We start from the raw sequence: 20,896 nt of genomic DNA, 5'->3' as shown, positions 1-20,896 counted from the left end.
CTTACCCTCGTGAGGTGAGCAAGTCGACACCCGGCACCCCTCCCGGGTCCAGCCCCGAGCCGAGCGACGCCCCTGTGCGCAAGGAGCGCGCCGGCGGGTGGACCGTGATCGCTGTCGTGGTCGCGCTCGCCGTCCTGGTCGGTGGCGGCTGGGCGGCGGCCTACTACCTCGCCGGTGACGAGCTGCCGCACGGCACCGAGGTGGCAGGTGTCGACATCGGCGACCAGACCTCCGCCCAGGCGGAGAAGACCCTCGAGAGCGAGCTCGGTGATCGGCTGGAGCAGCCGGTGACCATCGTGGTCGGCGAGCGCCGGGTGGTCGTCGATCCCGCCGAGGCGGGCCTGCAGATCGACTACGCCGCGACCGTCGCCCAGGCCGGCGGTGAGCACAGCTGGGATCCGCGCCGGTTGTGGGAGCACTACACCGGAGGCACCGGCGTGGAGGCCGTGGTCAGCGTCGATCAGGGCGCCCTCGACGCGATCGCCGCCAAGGTGGAGAAGCAGGCCGGGACGGCGCCCGTCGACGGTTCGATCACCTTCACCTCCCGCGGGGTGGTGACCACCGAGCCCGAGCTGGGCCGGGGGGTCGAGACCGAGCAACTGCGTGACGCCCTGGTGGGCGGCTACCTCGCCGAGGGCGAGGAGCGCACGGTCGAGGTCGAGCAGCACGAGGTGGCGCCCGACATCGATGCGGCCGACGTGGACGAGGCGCGTCGTACCTTCGCCAACCCTGCGATGACCGCACCGGTCACCCTCGTGTTCGGCAAGTCTCCGGTCACGCTGAGCCCCGCCGACTACTCCGCGGCGCTCGCGATGACAGCCGAGGACGGCGCACTCGTGCCCACCCTGCGATCGGAGCGGCTGCGCAAGCTGGTGGACGACGCGGTCTCCGGCGACGCCTCCCAGGCCGTGGACGCCACGGTCCGACTGGTCGACGGCAAGCCGAAGGTCGTCCCCGCGAAGCCGGGCGTGACCTACAGCCCTGCCGACATCGAGGAGTCCTTCCTCGCCCTGGTGGTCAAGCCGGAGGGCCAGCGCCGGATGAAGGTGCCCAGCACCGTGGCCGAGCCCGACGTCACCACCGCCGAGGCCCGCAAGCTGGGGATCAACCGCCGGGTCTCGACGTTCACCACCCATTACCCCCATGCCGAGTATCGCAACGTCAACATCGGTCGGGCGGCCGAGCTCGTCGACGGCACGGTGCTCCAGCCGGGCGAGACCTTCTCGATGAACGACATCGTCGGCGAGCGCACCCTCGACAACGGTTTCACGGCCGGCTACGTCATCAGCGACGGTGTGCTCAAGCAGGATCTCGGCGGTGGTGTCTCCCAGATGGCGACCACCCTGTTCAACGCGATGTTCTTCGCCGGCCTCGAGGACGTCGAGCACAAGCCGCACTCCTTCTACATCGATCGTTACCCGGTCGGTCGGGAGGCGACGGTGGTGTGGGGCGCCCTCGACCTGCGCTTCAAGAACAACACCGACCACGGCGTCCTGGTGGACACCGAGGTGGTCCCCTCGACCTACTCCCGGGAGGGAGCGGTCACGGTGTCGCTCTACTCAACCAAGACCTGGGACATCGAGTCGGTCACCGGTGAGCGTTACAACTACCGCTCCCCGGCCACCCGCGTGATCTGGGACGATCCGGCCTGCGAGCCGCACACCGGCTGGAGCGGATTCGACATCGATGTCACCCGGGTCTTCCGCAAACCGGGCTCTGACGCGGTGGTGGATCGGGAGGTCTTCCACACCGCCTACACCGCCTCCGACAGTGTGGAGTGTCGCACCACCCCGAAGCCGCCGGCGCAGCCGCAGCAGCCACGTCAGCCCGGTCAGCAGGCCGGTGCCGGGCGGCCGGCCACCGGCTGACCTCGTCGCGCGGGCCGGGGAGGGTGCCGGATCAGGCCGGCCGCCAGTAGGAGCACGAGTGGTGGCGCTGCATCCCGGCCTGCTCGTAGAGCCGGTACGCCGCGAGGTTGTCCGGCTCCACGTGGAGCCACACCGTGCGCGCACCCTGCTCCGCTCCCCACTCCAGCAGCCCTGCCAGGGCCAGCCGGCCGAGTCCGCGACGCCGGTGTTCGGCGGCGACGGCGAGGCCGTGCAGCCCCAGCCAGACACCGTCCAGGGCAGCGCGCGCGATCACCCAGTCGTCGCCGTCGTAGGGAGCCCGGGCGCCCAGGATGAGCACTGCGTGGTCGCCGTCGATCTCCCACCGCTCGCGAGGAGCGACCGGGGTCGCCGAGGAGTCCGCGCCGGCCCGGGAGACCAGCCGCCGTGCCCGGGCGAGGGAGCCCAGCAGGAAGTCGTTGTCGCCGCCCGGGACGCGCTCCCAGCCGGCCGCCTCGAGGGCACTCTCGAGTTCGGTCGGGGTGCCGTCCTCGGACCGCTCGGCCTGCACCAGCGCGGGTCGACCGTGGGCCGCGTAGTGGTCGACCACCCGGAGCAGCGCCTCGGTGAGGGGTAGACCGGGGTCACCGATCGCGAGGCAGGAGTTCGCCCGCTTGAGGGGCCGGCCGACAGGGGCGGGGTCGAGCCGGAGCTGCCACTCACCCAGTCCTTCGACCTGCAGGTGCGGCCACAGCGACGCCGTGTGGAGCTCCGCCTCGCGCACGCCCACCCGCGCCCGAGCGGACGGGCGCGGCGGCACCGGCTTGCCGGAGACGATGTCGGCCAGGGCGATCCGCACGACTTCCGCGTCGTCCGGGGCGATCTCGCAGTGTGATTCACCCCACGCGAGGCACACGCCGAGGACGTCGGTGAAGGCGGGGCCACCGGTGGGGCCGCGCCGCACTCCGCCGCTGGGATCGCGCAGGATCCGGCGTACGACGACGCGCTGGCCGATCACGTGCGGCCCCAGGCGGTGAGCCCCGGTGGGAGTGCCGTGCTCGGTCTCACCAGGTGGAGCGGGACGGGGGTTTGGGCGATCGGTCACCCCGGGATACTAGGCTGGTCCCAACGAGCTCGACTCCTGGAGGAGGACCAAGAGATGACCTATGTCATCGCCCAGCCGTGCGTCGACGTGAAGGATCGTGCCTGCGTCGACGAGTGCCCGGTGGACTGCATCTACGAAGGCAAGCGGATGCTGTACATCCAGCCCGACGAATGTGTCGACTGCGGCGCCTGTGAACCGGTCTGCCCCGTGGAGGCGATCTTCTACGAGGACGACACCCCGGAGGAGTGGAAGGACTACTACGACGCCAACGTGGTGTTCTTCGAGGAGATCGGTTCGCCCGGCGGAGCCGCGAAGATGGGTGAGATCGACGCCGACGCGCCGATGATCGCCGCGCTGCCCCCGCAGAACCAGGACTGACCCCCTCGATGCCAGGACCAGTCTCCAGCCGTCTGCCCGACTTCCCATGGGACAAGTTGACGGCGTACGCCGCCACGGCGCGTCGGCACCCTGACGGGATCGTCGACCTCTCCGTCGGCACCCCCGTCGACGGCACCCCGGAGGTGGCCCAGGTCGCCCTCCGGGAGGCCGCCGACTCACCGGGCTACCCGACCACGGTCGGGATCCCGGGGGTGCGGCAGGCGGCGGTCGACTGGCTGGCCCGGCGGCACGGCGTCACCGGCCTCGGGGCCGACGCGGTGCTCCCGGTGGTTGGTTCGAAGGAGCTGATCGCCTCGCTGCCGACCCATCTGGGCGTCGGTGCCGGCGACCTGATCGTCTACCCCGAACTGGCCTACCCGACCTACGAGGTGGGCGCGGCGCTGGCGGGGGCCCGTGCCCTGGCCACCGACAGCCTCACCGCGGTCGGTCCGGAGGTGCCTCGGATCCTGTGGCTCAACAGCCCGTCCAACCCGACCGGCCGGGTCCTCCCGGTCGAGCACCTGAAGAAGGTCGTCGACTGGGCCCGTGAGCGCGGCACCCTGCTGATCTCCGACGAGTGCTACATCGAGTGTTCCTGGGAGCAGGACCACTCGCCGGTCTCGGTTCTGCACCCGAGCGTGTGCGGCGACTCGCACGAGGGCATCCTGGCGGTGCACTCGCTCTCCAAGCGTTCCAACCTGGCCGGCTACCGGTGTGCCTTCGTCGCGGGTGACCCGGCGGTGATCGGCGAGCTGCTCGCCGTGCGCAAGAACCTCGGCCTGATGCTGCCCGGCCCGCAACAGCACGCGATGGCGGCGGCCCTGGCCGATGACAAGCATGCCGACGAGCAGCACGCGCGGTACGCCGTCCGCCGGGCCAAGCTCCGCGACGCCCTGGTCCACGCCGGGTTCGGCATCGACCACTCCGAGGCTTCGCTCTACCTGTGGTCCACCCGCGGGGAGAACTGCTGGGACACCGTGGCCCGGCTGGCCGAGCTCGGCATCCTGGTCGCCCCCGGCGACTTCTACGGGCCGGCCGGCTCCGACCACGTGCGGGTGGCCTTCACCGCCACCGACGAGCGGATCGACGCCGCCGTCGCCCGGCTGACCGCCTGACCCTCGAGCCGGCGTACCGAGAGCGGGTCGGCCCGAAGCCGGGGGATTCCGCGTCCGGGTGCGGACCTACCCTCGGCTCGGGGGATCAGCCTGGGGCGTGGCTTAGCGCAGCTCCGGTCCGCGAGGATCGGGCCCAGCGGCCGCGCGGTCCCCGGACCGGTCAGTCGGCCACGTCGACGTGCACGTGATCGCGATGCTCGAGGATGGCGCGATCGCCCGGACCATCGGGTGCCTCGTAGTCGCGCCAGCCCTGACCGGAGCGGGACCCGCTGCTCCAGATCCGGTCGTCGAAGATCACCGTCGCCACCTTCAGACGCTCGGTCTGGCTGACCAGGTAGTGCGCCACCGCCCAGCCGTGCCGCTGGTTGGCCGGGGTGACCGGGCGGAAGAACAGGTCGACGGCGCGGCCCTCGTAGTGGGCCGACCCCTCGATGTGGCCGGTCGCCACCCCCTCCGGGGCGAACCCTCCCGCCGGGATGTCGCCGATCACCTCCTGGACGTCGTCCAGCACGGCCTGGGCACGCGGGACCAGGCCGTTGTCGTTCAGTTCGTCGCTGGCCTCGGGGAAGTCGGCGCGGGTGTCGCAGGTGAACGCCTCCGGCGACTGGCCGGTCAGCGCGGAGGCCAGCGCCCGCGCGTCGGACTCCTGGTCGGCATACCGGTCGGGGGAGTCACCGGTCACCGCGGCCGCGGCCTCGGGTACGTCGAGCTCCCGGTAGCCCTGCACCGCACTCAGGCGCGGGTAGAAGTCCCGGGCCCAGGCGAGCGCGCCACCGGGGAGCTCGGCGAGGTCCTCGTCGGTGAGTGCGACGGTGAGGGCGATCGTGGCGGCCCGGGCCGGCAGTCGCTCGCCGACCGAGACAGCTGCCACCAGGCCGGCGCCCGCACCCTCCTCGAGGTCGAGCGTGGTGGTGTGATCCTCCACGGTGGCCTCGCAGGTCCGATCCGCGGTCGGGTCCAGCTGGCGGACGATCAGGAAGCCGCCCACGAGCAGTCCCGCGACCAGGGCGAGCGCCGCGACCACCACAACCACGGGACGCGCGCTCACCTCCACATCCTGCCGGGCGTCTCCAAGGGCGAGGGGTGGATATCGCCTGCTCTCACGCGCTCGGCGCCGGCCCCGCCACGGTGGCGCTCAGCCGGCCGCGGACGGTGTCCTCGGTGCGGACCCACCCCTCGGGGGAGTCCGCCGCCGACCAGGCCCAGCCGTGATAGGCGACCCGGCTGATCCCGAGCCGCTCGGCCCGGGCGATCAAGTAGTGGGCCATCGCCCAGCCGTGATCCGGCGTGCCGACCGCCGCCGTGACGCTGCGGCCGCGGACGACGGGCGTGCCGATCGTCGCCCCGAAGGCGGTCTCCAGATCCCGACGTACCTCGGCCGGGTGGCCCTCCGCCGGCGGGTCGAGCTCGCAGGTCAGCGCCCGCGGCGACTGACCGCTCAGCGCCGAGGCCAGCGCACGTGCGGCGCTCTCGTGCTGGGCGTAGGCCTCGGGATAGGCCGAGCGCTGCACGGCCTGCGCCGCGTCGGTGATCGGCATCGACTCGTAGCCGCCGACCGTCACCAGCCCGTCGTAGAACCGTTCGGTGGCGTGGACCGGGTCCCGCACCTGCGCCGGGGTGCCCCAGCCCTGCGATGGGCGCTGCTGGAAGAGCCCGAGCGAGTCACGGTCGCCGTAGTCGATGTTGTACAGCTTCGACTCCTGCATCGCCGTGGCCAGGGCGATCGTGCCGGCCCGGGCGGGCAGTCCGCGGCGTACCGACAGCGCCACGATGAGGGCGGCGTTCCCGGACTGGTCGAGGTCCAGCCGGGCGGCGAGGTCGCCGACCACGGCGGTGCAGGTCTGTGACCGCGGTACCGTCGGCTGCCCGCCCAGCTGGCGCCAGGCCGCCACCGCCACCGCGGCCACCACCCCGATGAGGACGACGGCAGCCAGGAGTCGCTTCATCGTCGGGGAGGGGCGGTGGCCGGAGGTCAGCTGGTGGTCAGGTGGGTGGGGGCGTGCTCAGTTGGCGTGCAGGGCGGCGTTGAGCGCGACGCCCTCGCTCTTCCAGGCGAGCGCCTCGATCGCGCCGGAGACGGAGTTGCGGCGGAAGAGCACGTTGGATGCGCCGGAGAGCTGCGCGGCCTTGACCACCTGGGGTGCCTCGTCGGTGAGTACCGTGACCCGGGTGCCGGCCGTGACGTAGCAGCCGGCCTCGACCACGCAGTCGTCGCCGAGCGAGATGCCGATCCCGGCGTTGGCTCCGAGCAGGCAGCGCTCGCCGATCGAGATCACCTGCTTGCCACCCCCGGACAGGGTGCCCATGATCGAGGCGCCGCCGCCGACGTCGGAGCCGTCGCCCACCACCACGCCGGCCGAGATCCGGCCCTCGACCATCGAGGCGCCCAGGGTGCCGGCGTTGAAGTTGACGAAGCCCTCGTGCATCACGGTGGTGCCCTCGGCGAGGTGGGCGCCGAGCCGGACCCGGTCGGCATCGGCGATGCGTACGCCGGCCGGGGTCACGTAGTCGACCAGGCGGGGGAACTTGTCGATCCCGAAGACGGTGACGTGCCGGCCCTCGGCCTTCAGTCGGGCTCGGGTCAGCTCGAAGCCGGCCACCGCGCAGGGGCCGGCCGAGGTCCACACGACGTTGGTGAGCAGGCCGAAGACGCCCTCCAGGTTCTGCCCGTGGGGGGCGACCAGACGGTGCGAGAGCAGGTGTAGGCGCAGCCACACGTCCTGGGTGGTGGCCGGGGCGGAGTCCAGATCGGCCTCGACCAGTTCGACGACGGTCCGGACCCGGCGGGCCTCATCGGTGCTCTCGAGGGTGGTCAGCTCGGCCGGGGCGGTGGCCTCGGCGGGCTTCTCGCCGAGCGCGGGCTCGGGGAACCACACGTCCAGGACGGTGTTGTCAGCGGCGTACGTCGTCAGGCCGAAGCCCCATGCGGCAGTCACGCCGACCGAGTCTAGGAGACCTTCCCGCACCGGTCGAAGCGGGCGGCCGTCGAGTCAGCCGCCGACCGGGCTCGGCGTGCCGTCGGCTCGCCGTTCCTCCCGGCCCGGTGGCCCTACCGGTGCCGCAGGGCGTGGGCGGCCTTGTCGGTGCGAGTGGTCAGCGACCGCATCGTGTCCCGGGTCGAGTGGGCGTCGAGAAGGTCTGTTTGGGCCTGCTCCTCGCGGTGGTGCAGCCGCCCGTAGGTGAAGGTGGGCTCGCCGTCGGCCGCGGCCGCGCGGGCCAGGCGGACCAGTTCGGACCTGGTCAGCACCGTGTCCTGCAGATCCCCCAGGTGGGTCGCCGTCTCGTGCGCTCGGCGGGCCAGTCGGCGCACGGGCTTCCCGCCGATCGGTTCGACCGCCTCGGCGACGTACCGAAAACGCTTGACGGCCTTGCGGAGCTCGTGAAGCGCCTCCGGGGCGTCGTCGTGCGCAGCGGCGCTCTCGGCCCTGGCGCGAACCCGCTCGAGCTCCCTGTGGAGCATCTTCGCCGCGACCTTGCCCGCGGGATCGCCGGCGTGCTCGGCCCAGGGGGGTGTCGCCACGAGGGCGTCGAGCCGGTCCCGTAGGGCGAAATAGCGTGCCGATTCCAGGGCGCTGCCGAGCTCGGCGCGGCCACGGCTCCGGTACGCCGTCGCCAGCCGTCGCAGGACCGGTCCGTGTACCAGCCGAGGCGGTTCCTCCCCGACCAGGGCCCGCAGCCGCTGGTGGACGACGGTGGCGTCCCGGACCTCCCCGAGGACCCCCGCGAGCCACCTCAGCTCGGCCCGCACGGGGTCGGTCGCCTCCCGGTCGAGGACCTTCCTGGTGGCTGCCAGCAGGGCGCGGAGGCGGCGAACGGTGACACGCATCTCGTGCACGCCCTCCTCGGTGCCACGTCGAGCCTGGACGTCGAGCCGCGCCAGCGTGTCGACCAGTTCGGCGAGGCCCGCGTGAACCAGGCGGGAGGCGGGCTTCCCGGGCTTCGGGCGAGGCAGGTGCGGGCGGGCCTCCACTCGGTCCCCGAGTGCGCGGGCGAGCACCGGGGTCGTGGTCGCGCGGGGGACGTCGTTGCCCTCCAGGTGGTGGGCCGCTGCGGAGAGGAGGTCGTGGCCGCCCTCGACCTGGGTGATCCGCCACTCCCGCCAGGTCACGCTCCCGCCGTCCGGTGTGTTGCCGGTGACCCGGTCGTCGGCGAACTCCGCGAGGACGGCGGCGTTCTCGGCCAGGAGGAGGGTGGCGGTGCGGTGGACGGTCACGGTGGCCACCGGTATCAACGGGTGTCCGCGGGTCCAGCCCGACACCAGGTCTCTGGCCGGCTTCGGCGGGGTGTGGGTGGAACGCTCGAGCGGCCACCTCGTCTCCAGCCGTCCCCGGGTTGCGGTGACCTCGACGTGCCATCCCTCGTCGTCCCCACCGACCCTGCGCTCCAGCGTCACTCCCGCCCGGGCCAGCACCTTGTCGGCGGTGTCGTAGTGGTCGGCGACCAGTTCGACCTGCGGCTGGAGGCGGGTCTCCCGGACCCCCTCCAGAGCGAGCAGGTCCGGTGTCGGGGCCTGGTGGCCGGGGGCGAACCGCGCCTCCGGTCCGGAGTGGCTGCTCATAGCGACATACCTACCCGATGCCGATGAACACGACGTGACCCGCCGCGCGCACGCGTAGTCCCGACCGCCCTCGGATACCTCCTTATACTTCGGGGAGGTATCAAGAAGTATTTCGAGGAGGTCGGATGCCGCCCATCCCCGATCCCTACACTCCGGGCGAGGTGCCGCGAGTGCTGATCGGTCGCGAGATCGAACTCCAGCGCGTCCGCGACCGGGTGAGCCGGGTGGCGACGTTCGGAGAGATGGGCGGACCGCTGCTGGTCTTCCATGCCCCCCGCGGGGTGGGCAAGACCTCCCTGCTGCGTACGGCGCAACAGCAGGCCGCCGCGGTCGGGTGCGTGTGCGCGTGGGTGGCGTGCACACGCAAACTCCCCTTCCTCCCCGAACTGGCCCATGCCACCGACCGCGCGCTCGTCTCCGCCGGCGTGGTCGCCGAGGAACCCGTCCGGCGCCGCTGGCGGGAGCGGCTCGACCGGGTGAGCATCGAGGTCGGCCCGCCCGGGGTGAGGGTGAAGGGGGAGATCGCGCTCGATCCGGATGCCCCGCCGCCGGCCCCGGACCGGGCACCCATCGGAGCCCTCGAGGACCTGCTGCACGACGCCGCCACCCTGGCACGCGGCGAGCACGGTGCCGGACTGATCCTCTTCCTCGATGAGCTGCACGCGGCCTCGGCCGACGACCTCGGCGTCCTGCTCAACGCCATCCAGAACCTCTCCGGCGAACGCGAGCGGCATCCCGTCGCCGTCGTCGCCGCCGGGCTGCCCGTCACCCCCGAGGCGATCACCCGCGCCGCCACCTTCGGCGAGCGTAGCGACTTCGCCGCCCTCGACCTGCTCAGTGACGAGGATGCCCGCGCCCTGTTGACCGCGCCCGCCGAGACGCTCGAGATCGGTTGGAGCGCCGACGCCCTCGAACTCGTCACCGACGAGTGTCGCGGCCACCCCTATCTGCTCCAGTTGCTCGGCAGCGCCACCTGGCGGGCCGCGTCCCCCGAGGCGGGCGACATCCTGACCGCCGAGCACGTCCGGGCCGGCGTACCGGCGGCCCAGAGCCAACTGGACGCGATGTACCGCGCCCGGTGGGGCGTCGCCTCGCCCGCGGAGCGCGGCTTCATCCGGGCGATGGCCGACCTCGGCGACGACAACGTCGGCCGTGCCGCCATCGCCGCCCGCCTCGGCACCGACTCGCGCGCCCTCAGCGTCCCCCGCGAGAGCCTGATCGAGAAGGGCGTGATCGAGCCGGTCGGCCACGGCCTGGTCCGCTTCACCCTCCCCGGCTTCGCCGAGTTCGTCCGCCACCGCGCGCCCGCCTGAGCGCGACCCGTCGACAAGAAGAGGCACCCATGTCCTCCTGGCTCATCACCGGCTGTTCCACCGGCCTCGGCCGGGCCTTCGCCCTGGCCGCCCTCGAACGCGGCCACCGGGTCGCCGTCACCGCGCGCGATGTCGATCGGGTCCGCGACCTCGTCGAGGCCCATCCCGAGACCGCTCTCGCGCTTCAACTCGATGTCACCGACGACGCCCAGGTCACCGCCGCGGTCGCCGCGGCCGAAGAACGGTTCGGCGGCATCGACGTCCTGGTCAACAACGCGGGGTACGGCCATCGTGCCGCCGTCGAGGAGGGTGAGGACGAGGCGGTGCGCCGGCTCTGGGAGACCCACCTGTTCGGTGCGGTCCGCACCATCCAGGCGGTGCTGCCCGGCATGCGGGCCCGCCGTGTCGGCACGATCGTCAACATCTCCTCGGTCGCGGCGCGATCCTCCCCGGCCGGGTCGGGCTACTACGCGGCGGTCAAGGCGGCCATCGAGGCGCTGACGCTCTCCCTGCGGCAGGAGGTCGAGCCGCTGGGCCTCACCGCCTTCGCCGTGGCGCCCGGCGGCTTCCGCACCGACTTCGCCGGCCGTTCCCTCACCCAGGCCGGCACTCCGATCGACGACTACGCCGACACCGCCGGCCGTCGACGCAAGGAGCACAGCACGGTCCACGGAACCCAGCCCGGCGACCCGGCCAAGGCAGCGGCCGCGGTGATCGACGCCGTCGAGTCGGGCCGGCCGCCGTACCTGCTGGTGCTGGGCAATGACGCCTCCGACCGGATCCGTGCCTCGCTGGCGGCGATCCAGGACGACCTCGACACCTGGGAGACCGTGAGCCGCAGCACGGACTTCGACTCGTGAGCCACGGAGTCGGAGGGCAATCCGGGTTTCTCCTCACCGGGCGTTCGCCGTACCATCGAGAGCACAGGCGTCTGAGCCGTCATCAGCGGCGAGCCCCGGGAAGAACGCGCGAGCAACTAGAACCCGGCGGGTAGGCCCGTCACAGCCGTGAAGGAAGAGGCATCCGAGGTCAGGATGCAAGCAGGGTGGTACCGCGGCAGAGATGTCGTCCCTGGGTCCCGTTCGATCGCCCAGCCCAGGAGACACCGCCCATGGCCTATCCGAAGGTCACCTCGGACCACCGCAACGTCGTTCCCTCCTCGCCGTCGTTCCCGGAGATCGAGGAGCGGATCCTGGCCTACTGGGCGCAGGACGGCACCTTCCAGGCCTCGGTGGACCAGCGGGACCCGGGGGAGAACGGGCGCAACGAGTTCGTCTTCTACGACGGCCCGCCGTTCGCCAACGGCCTGCCGCACTACGGGCACCTGCTCACCGGCTACGTCAAGGACATCGTGCCGCGCTTCCAGACCATGCGCGGCAAGCGGGTGGAGCGGCGCTTCGGCTGGGACACCCACGGTCTGCCGGCCGAGCTCGAGGCGATGCGGCTGAACGGGATCAAGACGACCGACGAGATCGTCGAGATGGGCATCGACAGGTTCAACGACGCCTGTCGCGGCTCGGTGCTGAAGTACACCGGCGAGTGGCGCGACTACGTCACCCGTCAGGCCCGCTGGGTCGACTTCGACAACGACTACAAGACGATGAATCCCGACTTCATGGAGTCGGTGATCTGGGCGTTCAAGGGCCTCTACGACAAGGGCCTGATCTACGAGGACTTCCGCGTCCTGCCCTACTGCTGGAACGACGAGACCCCGCTGTCCAACCACGAGCTGCGGATGGACGACGACGTCTACCAGAACCGGCAGGACCCCGCGGTCACCGTCGGCTACCCGCTCGATGCCACCGGCGAGGACCCGGTGCTCGACGGGGCACACGTCCTGATCTGGACCACCACGCCGTGGACCCTGCCCTCCAACCTGGCCGTGATGGTCGGCTCCGAGATCGACTACGTCGTGGTCGAGGCCGACGTCCCGGGCACCGAGACCACCGCCCGCTACCTGCTCGCGGAGGCTCGCCTGTCGGCGTACTCCCGCGAGCTCGGCGAGGAGCCCGAGATCCTGGGCCGCTACCGCGGCGCCGACCTGGTCGGGCGGACCTACACGCCGCCGTTCTCCTACTTCCTGGGCCACGACAAGGCCTTCCGGGTGGTTGCCGCGGACGACGCCGTCACCACCACGGACGGTACCGGCGTGGTGCACACCGCCGGCGCGTTCGGTGAGGTCGACAAGGAGGTGACCGACCGGGAGGGCATCACCGCCGTGATGCCGGTGGGCAAGGACGGCCGGTTCACCCACCCGGTCGACGAGTACGCCGGCATGCTGGTCTTCGACGCCAACCTGCAGATCATCGATCACCTCAAGGCCGCCACCCGGGGCGAGCAGGAGCGCGGCAGCGTCACGGCCGGGACGATCCTGCTCCGCCGGGAGACCTACGACCACTCCTACCCGCACTGCTGGCGCTGCCGCGAGCCCCTGATCTACAAGGGGGTGAGCAGCTGGTTCGTCGAGGTCACCGCGATCAAGCAGCGGATGATGGAGCTGAACAAGCAGATCCGCTGGGTGCCCGAGCACATCCAGGAGGGGCAGTTCGGCAAGTGGCTGGAGAACGCCCGCGACTGGTCGATCACCCGCAACCGGTTCTGGGGAAGCCCGGTGCCGGTGTGGAAGAGCGACGACCCGGAGTACCCCCGCATCGACGTCTATGGCTCCTTCGAGGAGATCGAGCGTGACTTCGGCCGCCTCCCGCGCAACCGGGACGGCGAGCGCGACCTGCACCGCCCGTGGGTCGACGACCTCACCCGGCCCAACCCGGACGACCCCACCGGCCGCTCCACGATGCGCCGGGTCAGCGACGTGCTCGACGTGTGGTTCGACTCCGGGTCGATGTCGTACGCGCAGAGCCACGTGCCGTTCGAGAACGCCGAGTGGTTCGACCACCACTTCCCGGCCGACTTCATCGTCGAGTACATCGGCCAGACCCGCGGCTGGTTCTATACGCTGCACATCCTTGCCACCGCCCTGTTCGACAAGCCGGCCTTCAGCTCGGTGATCTGCCACGGCATCGTGCTCGGCTCGGACGGCAACAAGATGTCCAAGAGCCTGCGCAACTACCCCGACGTCAACGAGGTCTTCGACCGCGACGGCGCCGACGCGATGCGCTGGTTCCTCATGTCCAGCCCGATCCTGCGCGGCGGCAACCTGGTGGTGACCGAGCAGGGCATCCGCGACTCGGTGCGCCAGGTGATGATCCCGCTGTGGAACAGCTGGTACTTCTTCCAGCTCTACGCCAACGCCGCCGGCGTCGAGGGCAGCTGGCGCACCGACAGCACCGACCCGCTGGACCGCTACCTGCTGGCCAAGACGCGGCAGTTCGTCGAGGAGATCACCACCTCGATGGAGGAGCTGCGGGTCGCTGACGCCTGCGAGCAGACCCGTGGCTTCCTGGACGTGCTGACCAACTGGTACATCCGCCGCAGCCGCGACCGGTTCTGGGAGGGCTCGGCCGACGCGGTCGACACCCTCTACACCGTGCTCGAAGTGCTCTGCCGGGTGACCGCTCCGCTGCTCCCACTCACCGCCGAGGAGATCTGGCGCGGCCTCACCGGCGGTCGCTCGGTCCACCTGGCCGACTGGCCCGCGGCCGAGGACCTGCCGGCCGCCGACGACCTCGCCGTCGGGATGGACCACGTCCGCGACGTCTGCTCGGCCACCAGCGCGCTGCGCAAGGCCCGTCAGCTGCGCAATCGGCTGCCGCTGTCCCGGCTGACGGTCGTCGGTGCCGACCTCGGCGGCTTCGAGTCGATCGTGGCCGACGAGGTCAATGTCAAGCAGGTGCGTGTGCTGACCGCAGACGACCCCGAGGCGGCGTCGTACGGCGTCGGCCAGAAGCTCAGCGTCAACGCCCGTGCCGCGGGGCCGCGGCTCGGCAAGGACGTCCAGCTGGCGATCAAGGGCTCCAAGTCCGGCGACTGGTCGGTCCAGGCCGACGGCTCGGTCGTCTCGGGCGGGCTCGCCCTGGTCGAGGGGGAGTACACCCTCGAGACGGTGGCCGGAGCGGCCTCCGACGACGTGGCGGTCGGAATGCTGCCGGGCGGCACCGGAGGGGGCTTCGTGGTGCTCGACACCGAGGTCACCCCCGAGCTCGCCCGGGAGGGCGTGGCCCGCGACCTCGTGCGCGCGGTCCAGCAGGCCCGCCGGGACGCCGGCCTCGACGTCAGCGACCGGATCCAGCTGACCATCCTCGGAGGTGAGGCGGTCCGTGCCGCCGCCACCGAGCACGAGCAGCTCATCGCCGAGGAGACCCTGGCGACGTCGTACCGGGTGGCCGAGGAGGCCACCGCGGGGGACGCCGAGGAGGTCGGGTCGACCCAGAGCCGTACCGAGAGCCGCACCGAGAGCCGCACCGAGAGCCGCACCGAGAGCACGGTCGGCGCCGGCGACAAGGCGGGGATCCTTCTCAGCAAGGCGTGAGCCGATACGTCCTTGGTGGCGAACGAATCGTTCGGCATAATGGACGCATGACAGCTGACAGGCAGAGCCTGCTCCCGGTGATCGCGCGATCGCTGCGCACTCACCGGGAGCGGGTCGGGCTGAGCCAGGCGGAGCTCGCCCGCCGTGCGGACATCTCGAAGTCGACGCTCTCGCAGCTGGAGGCGGGGGCCGGCAATCCCAGCGTCGAGACGATCTGGGCGCTCTCGGTGGCCCTCGACGTCCCCTTCGCCGACCTGGTCGAGCCGGCGCAGGCGCCGGCCACCGTGATCCGCCGGAACGAGGGGGTCGCCGTCGTCTCCGACGTCGCGTCGTTCCAGGCGACCGTGCTGTCCGCGGCGCCGCCGCAGGTCCGCCGGGACCTCTACCGCATCGTGGCCTCGCCGGGGTCGGTCAGGGAGTCCGACCCCCACATGCCCGGCGTGGTCGAGCACGTCGTGATCGGGGTCGGCCGCGCCCGGGTAGGGCCCGCCGCTGCGCCGGTCGAGCTCGGACCGGGCGACTACATCACCTACTCCGGGGCCGAGCCGCACGTGTTCGAGGCGCTCGAGCCGGAGACCACCGCGGTGCTGATCAGCGAGCACCGGGGCGGGCGGTGAGCACGGTGACGGCGTCGAGCACCTCCCGGCGCGAGGTCGTCGTCGACTCCCTCGGCGTCGGCATCGCCACCGGTGCGTACGGCGTCTCCTTCGGCGCCCTGGCCACGGCCTCGGGGATGGATGTCTGGCAGGCCTGCGCGCTGTCCCTGCTGGTCTTCAGCGGCGCCTCCCAGTTCGCCTTCGCCGGCGTCATCGCCGCCGGCGGTTCGCCGTGGGCGGGTGCTCTCACCTCGACCCTGCTGGCCAGTCGGAACGCCTTCTACGGGCTCGCCCTGGCACCCCGTCTGCACCTGCGCGGCTGGCGCCGGCTCGTCCACGCCCAGGTGGTGATCGACGAGTCCACCGCGATGGCGCTGGGGCAGCCCGACGACGACGGTGAGCGGTTCACCCGGCTCGCCTTCCGGCTCACCGGCTGGTCGATCTTCGTGCTGTGGAACCTGATGACGCTGATCGGTGCCCTGGCCGGGCAGGCGATGGGCGACCCCCGCACCTTCGGCCTGGACGCAGCCGTGGGCGCCGCCTTCCTCGCGCTGCTCTGGCCGCGGCTCACCGCCTGGCCGCAGCGGATCGTCGCCCTGATCGGCGCGGCGGTCGCCACCGGCCTGGTGCCGTTGAGCCCGGCCGGCGTCCCGGTCATCCTCGGCGGGGTCGTGGCCGTGGCGGTCGGGCTGTTCATCCCGCATGCCGCTGACGCCACCGACGCGCCTGCCGAGGCCGGCCAGCGGGAGGCGAGATGAGCGAGCAGGCGGTGCTGTGGGCCGCGATCCTGGTGTCGGGGGTCGCCTCCTACGCCCTGAAGCTGGCCGGCCTCTCCGTGCCCGAGCGGGTGCTGGCCCACCCGCTGGCCACCCGGGTGGCGGCCCTGATCCCGGTGGCCCTGCTCGCGGCGCTGATCGCCGTACAGGTGCTCGGGGAGGGGCGGGCCCTGGTGTTGGACGCCCGGGTGGTCGGACTCGCCGCGGCCGTGGTCATGCTGCTGCTGCGGGCCCCGTTCCTGGTCGTGGTCTTCGGTGCTGCCGCCGTCGCCGCCCTGGTGCGGCTGGTGTAGTCCGGGACGAAGAGCGCCCTCGGAGGGTGTTCGGACGTGCTTTCCGTCCCGGGCTACCCGGGGTCACTTGGAGAGGCGCCGGTAGGCGCGGGCGGACAGGGGAGCGAAGATCGCGATGAGCAGGAGTGGCCAGGCCAGCGCCAGCGGTACGGCGTAGGTGGCGAGCACGCCGTCGGACAGGCCGGTGGGATTGCCGAACAGCTCGCGACAGGCGGCGGCGGTGGCCGAGACCGGGTTCCACTGCGCCAGGAACCCGAGCCAGCCCGGCATCGTCTCGGGCGCCACGAACAGGTTGGACAGGAAGCCGAGCGGCCAGACCAGCACCTGCACCGCCATCAGGGCACCCTCCGCGCGGAAGGTGAGTCCCAGGTAGATGCCGATCCACAGCATCGCCAGCCGGAACCACAGCAGCAGTCCGACCGCGAGCATGGCCGCGCCCCATCCGCCGTCCACGTGCCAGCCCACCAGCAGGCCGCCGACCATCAGGACCGCGAGCTGCACCGCGGAGTTGAGCAGGTCGGCCAGTGCGCGTCCGAGCGGGACGGTCACCCCGCTCATCGGCAGGGAGCGGAACCGGTCGGTGATCCCGCGCTTGGTGTCGGCGGTGATCGCGCCCATCGTCGTCTCGACGCCGAAGAGCATCGAGAGGGCGAACATGCCGGGCAGCAGGTAGTCCAGATAGTCGCCGCCGCCCGGGATCTCGATCGCGCCGCCGAAGAGATAGCCGAAGACCAGCAGCAGCATGATGCTGAAGGCCAGGTTGAAGATCGGGGCCCAGGGCTCCCGCTGCCAGTACTTGAGGTCACGCTGGGTGATCACCCAGGTCTGCCGGGCCGCAGTGCTCAGCGCGCTCATCGTGAGACTCCTGTCGTCGGGGCGGTGAGGTGGAGGAAGACCTCGTCCAGGGTGGGGCGCCGCAGCACCAGGTCGTCGACCCGGATGCCGGCGGCGTCGAGGGAGCGGACCACCGTCATCAGGGTGTGCGTCCCGCCCGCCGGGCCGGCCGCGACCGTGACCTGACGGCGATCCGGATCGGGCTCCCCGTCCAGCAGATCGACCATCCGGGCGAACGCCGTCGCGTCGGGCACCGTCACGATCACCCGGTCCCCACCCAGGCCGTCCTTGAGTTCGCCCGCCGTGCCCTCGGCGATCACCCGACCGGCGCCCAGCACGGTGATCCGGTCGGCGAGCTGATCTGCCTCGTCGAGGTACTGCGTGGTCAGGAGCACCGTGGTGCCCTGCTCCACGACCCGGCGGATGGCCGCCCACACGTCCAGCCGCCCGCGCGGGTCGAGTCCGGTGGTGGGCTCATCCAGGAACAGGAGGCCAGGCCGCCTGATGAGAGCGGCGGCGATGTCCAGGCGACGCTGCATCCCGCCCGAGTACGTCGACACCTTCCGGTCCGCGGCGTCGGCGAGACCGAACCCCTCGAGCAGTTCCGCGGCGCGGTCGCGGGCCGCGGAGTTCGCCAGCCCGTGCAGGCGGCCGAACATCACCAGGTTCTCCCGGCCGTGCAGCATCGGGTCGAGGGCGGTCGCCTGCCCGACCAGGCCGATCTCCGCGCGCACCCGTGCGGCCTGGCGGCGCACGTCGTGGCCGGCGACGAGGACCTCGCCGCGGTCGTGCCGGGTGAGCGTGCTGAAGACGTTGACGGCGGTGCTCTTGCCCGCACCGTTCGGGCCCAGGAGGGCGTGGATGGTGCCCGAGGCGATCTCGAGGTCGAGCCCGTCGAGGGCGGTGGTGTCGGCGTACCGCTTGTGGACGGCACGCGCCAGCAGGGGAGGCGGAGGCATGGGTGGATCTCCTTTGGCGTACGGCGTACGGAGTGAACTGCTCCACGCGAGCATTTATTCCGTACGCCGTACGACGTCGCTAGAGTGGCAACGTGGCACGCGACCCGGACCCCTCCCTCGAACTGCTCTGGCGACATGTCGCCGCGCCGGCCGAGACGCCGACCCGTCGCGGCCCGCGACAGCGGCTGAGCGTGGACGCCGTGGTCGACGCCGGCATCGACCTGGCCGACCGCGACGGGCTGGCGGCGCTGTCGATGCGAGTGCTCGCCAAGGAGCTCGGGCTGGGCGTGATGAGCCTCTACACCTATGTGCCGAGCCGCGGCGACCTGATCGTGCTGATGGTCGACCAGGTGCTCGCCCGCCGGACGCTCCCGGAGTTGCCCGAGGACCTCGCCGACCGACTGGAGATGGTCGCCCGGGTGCAGTACGACGACTGCCTGGCCCACCCCTGGATCCTGGACGTCGTCGGCCTCCGCGCCTGGCTGGGGCCCGCGTCGGCCGAGCGGTACGAGTGGCAGCTCGGGGCCGTCGAGGGGATCGGCCTGGACGACATCGAGATGGACCAGACGATCGCCCTGCTGACCGGGTTCGCCGGCAACGCCGCGGGATCCGCGCACCGTGCTCGATTGGCCGAGCGGGAGATGGGGATGAGTGAGCTCGAGTGGTGGGAGGCCAACTCCGGCGAGCTGGGGCGGGTGATGGCCGGGCGCGATTACCCCATCGCCGGACGGGTCGGCCAGGCGGCAGGTGAGGCCTACCAGGCGGCGAGCGACCCGGCCCGGGAACTGGAGTTCGGACTCGCCCGGATCATCGACGGGGTGCTCGTCCATCTGGGTCGTCAGCCCCGCCGACCTCGTGCCTGATTGACTGTGGCCATGCCGAGGATCGATCTCGCCCAGGACGTCGTGACGCTCACCCGCCAACTCGTCGACATCGAGTCGGTCAGCCTGGGGGAGGAGCCGATCGCCGACGCGGTCGAGGCCGCGCTGCGGGAGCTACCCCATCTGCACGTCACCCGGCGCGGCAACACCGTGGTGGCCCGCACCGAGCTCGGTGCCGCCAACCCCACCGGCGAGCGGGTGATCCTGGCCGGCCACCTCGACACCGTGCCGGTCAACGACAACCTGCCCAGTCGCCTGGAGGGTGATCTGCTCTACGGCCTGGGCACCTGCGACATGAAGGGCAACGACGCGGTCATCCTGCGGCTGGCGCACACCGTCCGCGAGCCGGTGCGCGACCTCACCCTGCTCTTCTACGACGCCGAGGAGATCGCCGCCGAGCACAACGGCCTGCGGCACCTCGCCGAGTCGGACCCGGACCTGCTCGCCGGGGACTTCGCGATCCTCATGGAGCCCTCGAACGCCTCCGTCGAGGCCGGCTGCCAGGGCACCCTCCGGGTCGAGGTCCGCACGCAGGGCGAGCGCGCCCACTCCGCCCGCTCATGGCGCGGGGTCAACGCGATCCACGGCGCCGCCGACATCCTCAACCGGCTCCAGGCCTATCAGCCGCGCCGGCCGGTCATCGACGGGTTGACGTACCACGAGGGCCTCAACGCGGTGTTCATCTCCGGCGGCGTCGCCGGCAACGTCGTCCCCGACGAGTGCGTCGTCACGGTCAACCACCGCTTCGCCCCCGACCGCACCGAGGAGGAGGCCCTCGCCTACGTGCAGGAGTTCTTCGAGGGGTACGACCTGACCGTCACCGACCTCGCGCCCGGGGCGCTTCCCGGTCTCGACCGACCGGCCGCCAGCGCCTTCATCGAGGCCGTCGGCGGCCGGGTCGCGCCCAAGTTCGGCTGGACCGACGTGGCCCGCTTCACCGCCCTCGGCGTGCCCGCGGTCAACTACGGCGCCGGCGACCCGCTGCTGGCGCACAAACAGGAGGAGCACGTGCCCGTCGCGGAGCTGAGGCACTGCGAGGAAGCTCTGCGCACGTGGCTCACCAGCCTTCCCGACACCCGCACCGATCAGACCGAGGAGCCGGCATGACCCGCCGTACCGGACACGGACCCAAGCCCACCCAGGGCCGCCCCGAGGGCAGCACCACCGACCAGCGGCTGCTGGACACCACCGACTCCAGCAGTTGGGTCCACACCGACCCGTGGCGGGTGATGAAGATGCAGGCCGAACTGGTCGAGGGCTTCAACGACCTGGCCGAGATCGGGCCGGCCATCTCGGTCTTCGGCTCCGCGCGCACGCCCGCCGATCACCCGTCGTACCGCCTCGGAGTGGAGGTCGGCGCCGCACTCGCCGAGGCCGGCTTCACCGTGATCACCGGGGGCGGCCCGGGAGCGATGGAGGCTGCCAACCGCGGTGCCACCGAGGCCGGGGGTGAGAGCGTCGGTCTGGGCATCGAGCTGCCCTGGGAGGACCGCGTCAACGACCACGTCACCTTCGGCCTTCACTTCCGCTACTTCTTCGTGCGCAAGATGATGTTCGTGAAGTACTCCCAGGGGTACGTCGTGCTGCCGGGCGGGCTCGGCACCCTCGACGAGCTCTTCGAGGCGATGACCCTGGCGCAGACCCGCAAGATCACCCAGTTCCCGATCGTGCTGATGGGCACCGAGCACTGGCACGGGTTGCTGGAGTGGATGAGCAAGAGCATGCTCGCCGATCGGCGGATCAAGCAGAGCGACCTCGACATGCTCACCCTCACCGATGACGTCGAGGAGATGGTCGAGCTGATGGTCAAGGCCCGGGACTCGCGGTGATCCG

The 20,896-nt window shown here is 71.7% G+C and carries 19 protein-coding genes; 12 read left to right on the top strand and 7 right to left on the bottom strand.

What is annotated here, in order from left to right; all coding sequences use genetic code 11:
- Positions 1–14 precede the first annotated feature (14 nt).
- The gene (locus tag G515_RS0104145) at positions 15–1,868 is read left to right on the top strand and encodes a VanW family protein (protein ID WP_157570983.1); all 1,854 of its coding nucleotides are present in this window, start codon (positions 15–17) and stop codon (positions 1,866–1,868) included.
- Between the two features lie 31 nt (positions 1,869–1,899).
- Here the strand turns inward: G515_RS0104145 and G515_RS0104140 are convergent, their stop codons facing one another.
- Positions 1,900–2,931, bottom strand: coding sequence for a GNAT family N-acetyltransferase (locus tag G515_RS0104140; RefSeq protein WP_028659134.1), 1,032 nt, complete (start codon positions 2,929–2,931; stop codon positions 1,900–1,902).
- A gap of 54 nt (positions 2,932–2,985) precedes the next feature.
- On the opposite strand from G515_RS0104140, the gene fdxA reads away from it, so the two are divergent.
- Both fdxA and dapC read left to right on the top strand, forming a co-directional pair.
- Positions 2,986–3,309 carry a ferredoxin gene (fdxA, locus tag G515_RS0104135; protein ID WP_028659133.1) on the top strand — a complete coding sequence of 108 codons (324 nt, stop codon included), beginning with the start codon at positions 2,986–2,988 and terminating at the stop codon, positions 3,307–3,309.
- An 8-nt stretch (positions 3,310–3,317) separates the two neighbouring features.
- A complete protein-coding gene (dapC, locus tag G515_RS0104130) occupies positions 3,318–4,424 on the top strand; it encodes a succinyldiaminopimelate transaminase (protein WP_028659132.1) in 1,107 nt (368 codons plus the stop codon).
- Between the two features lie 160 nt (positions 4,425–4,584).
- Here dapC and G515_RS0104125 read toward each other — a convergent pair whose 3' ends face one another.
- The 4 genes from G515_RS0104125 to G515_RS19420 all read right to left on the bottom strand — a co-directional run bounded on the left by G515_RS0104125 (position 4,585) and on the right by G515_RS19420 (position 8,982).
- Entirely contained in the window at positions 4,585–5,472 is an 888-nt protein-coding gene (locus G515_RS0104125; RefSeq protein ID WP_157570982.1) for a VldE C-terminal domain-containing protein, read from the bottom strand.
- Between the two features lie 52 nt (positions 5,473–5,524).
- Complete coding sequence (locus G515_RS0104120) at positions 5,525–6,370, bottom strand: hypothetical protein (protein WP_036553871.1); 846 nt, start codon at positions 6,368–6,370, stop codon at positions 5,525–5,527.
- Between the two features lie 57 nt (positions 6,371–6,427).
- Positions 6,428–7,360 carry a 2,3,4,5-tetrahydropyridine-2,6-dicarboxylate N-succinyltransferase gene (gene dapD, locus G515_RS0104115; protein ID WP_028659129.1) on the bottom strand — a complete coding sequence of 311 codons (933 nt, stop codon included), beginning with the start codon at positions 7,358–7,360 and terminating at the stop codon, positions 6,428–6,430.
- A 113-nt stretch (positions 7,361–7,473) separates the two neighbouring features.
- Positions 7,474–8,982, bottom strand: a complete 1,509-nt coding sequence (locus G515_RS19420; protein WP_051217835.1) for a CYTH and CHAD domain-containing protein — start codon at positions 8,980–8,982, stop codon at positions 7,474–7,476.
- A gap of 125 nt (positions 8,983–9,107) precedes the next feature.
- On the opposite strand from G515_RS19420, the gene G515_RS0104105 reads away from it, so the two are divergent.
- From G515_RS0104105 to G515_RS0104080, 6 genes are all read left to right on the top strand, one after another.
- Complete coding sequence (locus G515_RS0104105; protein ID WP_028659128.1) at positions 9,108–10,295, top strand: ATP-binding protein; 1,188 nt, start codon at positions 9,108–9,110, stop codon at positions 10,293–10,295.
- A 29-nt stretch (positions 10,296–10,324) separates the two neighbouring features.
- Positions 10,325–11,155, top strand: a complete 831-nt coding sequence (locus tag G515_RS0104100; protein ID WP_028659127.1) for an oxidoreductase — start codon at positions 10,325–10,327, stop codon at positions 11,153–11,155.
- A 251-nt stretch (positions 11,156–11,406) separates the two neighbouring features.
- Positions 11,407–14,724, top strand: coding sequence for an isoleucine--tRNA ligase (gene ileS, locus G515_RS0104095; protein ID WP_028659126.1), 3,318 nt, complete (start codon positions 11,407–11,409; stop codon positions 14,722–14,724).
- Positions 14,725–14,771: 47 nt separating this feature from the next.
- The gene (locus G515_RS0104090; RefSeq protein ID WP_028659125.1) at positions 14,772–15,341 is read left to right on the top strand and encodes a helix-turn-helix domain-containing protein; all 570 of its coding nucleotides are present in this window, start codon (positions 14,772–14,774) and stop codon (positions 15,339–15,341) included.
- Between the two features lie 5 nt (positions 15,342–15,346).
- Complete coding sequence (locus G515_RS19415; RefSeq protein ID WP_169570424.1) at positions 15,347–16,078, top strand: AzlC family ABC transporter permease; 732 nt, start codon at positions 15,347–15,349, stop codon at positions 16,076–16,078.
- Positions 16,075–16,389 carry an AzlD domain-containing protein gene (locus G515_RS0104080; protein WP_036553866.1) on the top strand — a complete coding sequence of 105 codons (315 nt, stop codon included), beginning with the start codon at positions 16,075–16,077 and terminating at the stop codon, positions 16,387–16,389. Before G515_RS19415 ends, G515_RS0104080 begins: the two co-directional genes overlap by 4 nt.
- Positions 16,390–16,452: 63 nt before the next feature.
- Here G515_RS0104080 and G515_RS0104075 read toward each other — a convergent pair whose 3' ends face one another.
- Together G515_RS0104075 and G515_RS0104070 are read right to left on the bottom strand one after the other, a co-directional pair.
- A complete protein-coding gene (locus tag G515_RS0104075) occupies positions 16,453–17,244 on the bottom strand; it encodes an ABC transporter permease (protein WP_028659123.1) in 792 nt (263 codons plus the stop codon).
- The gene (locus G515_RS0104070) at positions 17,241–18,182 is read right to left on the bottom strand and encodes a daunorubicin resistance protein DrrA family ABC transporter ATP-binding protein (protein WP_028659122.1); all 942 of its coding nucleotides are present in this window, start codon (positions 18,180–18,182) and stop codon (positions 17,241–17,243) included. The genes G515_RS0104075 and G515_RS0104070 overlap by 4 nt, the downstream gene beginning before the upstream one ends.
- A gap of 92 nt (positions 18,183–18,274) precedes the next feature.
- On the opposite strand from G515_RS0104070, the gene G515_RS0104065 reads away from it, so the two are divergent.
- From G515_RS0104065 to G515_RS0104055, 3 genes are read left to right on the top strand one after another with little or no spacing between them, the layout of a single operon-like run.
- Complete coding sequence (locus G515_RS0104065) at positions 18,275–19,045, top strand: TetR/AcrR family transcriptional regulator (RefSeq protein ID WP_028659121.1); 771 nt, start codon at positions 18,275–18,277, stop codon at positions 19,043–19,045.
- A 12-nt stretch (positions 19,046–19,057) separates the two neighbouring features.
- Positions 19,058–20,170 (top strand): succinyl-diaminopimelate desuccinylase, encoded by a 1,113-nt coding sequence (gene dapE, locus G515_RS19410; RefSeq protein WP_051217833.1) that lies wholly within the window; start codon positions 19,058–19,060, stop codon positions 20,168–20,170.
- The gene (locus G515_RS0104055; protein ID WP_028659120.1) at positions 20,167–20,892 is read left to right on the top strand and encodes an LOG family protein; all 726 of its coding nucleotides are present in this window, start codon (positions 20,167–20,169) and stop codon (positions 20,890–20,892) included. The genes dapE and G515_RS0104055 overlap by 4 nt, the downstream gene beginning before the upstream one ends.
- The last annotated feature ends 4 nt before the right edge of the window (positions 20,893–20,896 follow it).

Origin of the sequence: Nocardioides insulae DSM 17944 (assembly GCF_000422825.1) — a bacterium.
Lineage (GTDB): Bacteria > Actinomycetota > Actinomycetes > Propionibacteriales > Nocardioidaceae > Nocardioides > Nocardioides insulae.
This window is presented reverse-complemented; position numbering and strand designations above follow the sequence as displayed.

Excerpts from the sequence above, each read along its gene's own strand:
- G515_RS0104100 (WP_028659127.1), top strand. The coding sequence starts at position 10,325 with ATGTCCTCCTGGCTCATCACCGGCTGTTCCACCGGCCTCGGCCGGGCC.
- G515_RS0104070 (WP_028659122.1), bottom strand. The coding sequence starts at position 18,182 with ATGCCTCCGCCTCCCCTGCTGGCGCGTGCCGTCCACAAGCGGTACGCC.
- dapC (WP_028659132.1), top strand. The coding sequence starts at position 3,318 with ATGCCAGGACCAGTCTCCAGCCGTCTGCCCGACTTCCCATGGGACAAG.
- G515_RS0104080 (WP_036553866.1), top strand. The coding sequence starts at position 16,075 with ATGAGCGAGCAGGCGGTGCTGTGGGCCGCGATCCTGGTGTCGGGGGTC.
- G515_RS19420 (WP_051217835.1), bottom strand. The coding sequence starts at position 8,982 with ATGAGCAGCCACTCCGGACCGGAGGCGCGGTTCGCCCCCGGCCACCAG.
- fdxA (WP_028659133.1), top strand. The coding sequence starts at position 2,986 with ATGACCTATGTCATCGCCCAGCCGTGCGTCGACGTGAAGGATCGTGCC.
- G515_RS0104055 (WP_028659120.1), top strand. The coding sequence starts at position 20,167 with ATGACCCGCCGTACCGGACACGGACCCAAGCCCACCCAGGGCCGCCCC.
- dapE (WP_051217833.1), top strand. The coding sequence starts at position 19,058 with ATGCCGAGGATCGATCTCGCCCAGGACGTCGTGACGCTCACCCGCCAA.
- G515_RS0104120 (WP_036553871.1), bottom strand. The coding sequence starts at position 6,370 with ATGAAGCGACTCCTGGCTGCCGTCGTCCTCATCGGGGTGGTGGCCGCG.
- G515_RS0104105 (WP_028659128.1), top strand. The coding sequence starts at position 9,108 with ATGCCGCCCATCCCCGATCCCTACACTCCGGGCGAGGTGCCGCGAGTG.
- G515_RS0104090 (WP_028659125.1), top strand. The coding sequence starts at position 14,772 with ATGACAGCTGACAGGCAGAGCCTGCTCCCGGTGATCGCGCGATCGCTG.
- G515_RS0104075 (WP_028659123.1), bottom strand. The coding sequence starts at position 17,244 with ATGAGCGCGCTGAGCACTGCGGCCCGGCAGACCTGGGTGATCACCCAG.
- ileS (WP_028659126.1), top strand. The coding sequence starts at position 11,407 with ATGGCCTATCCGAAGGTCACCTCGGACCACCGCAACGTCGTTCCCTCC.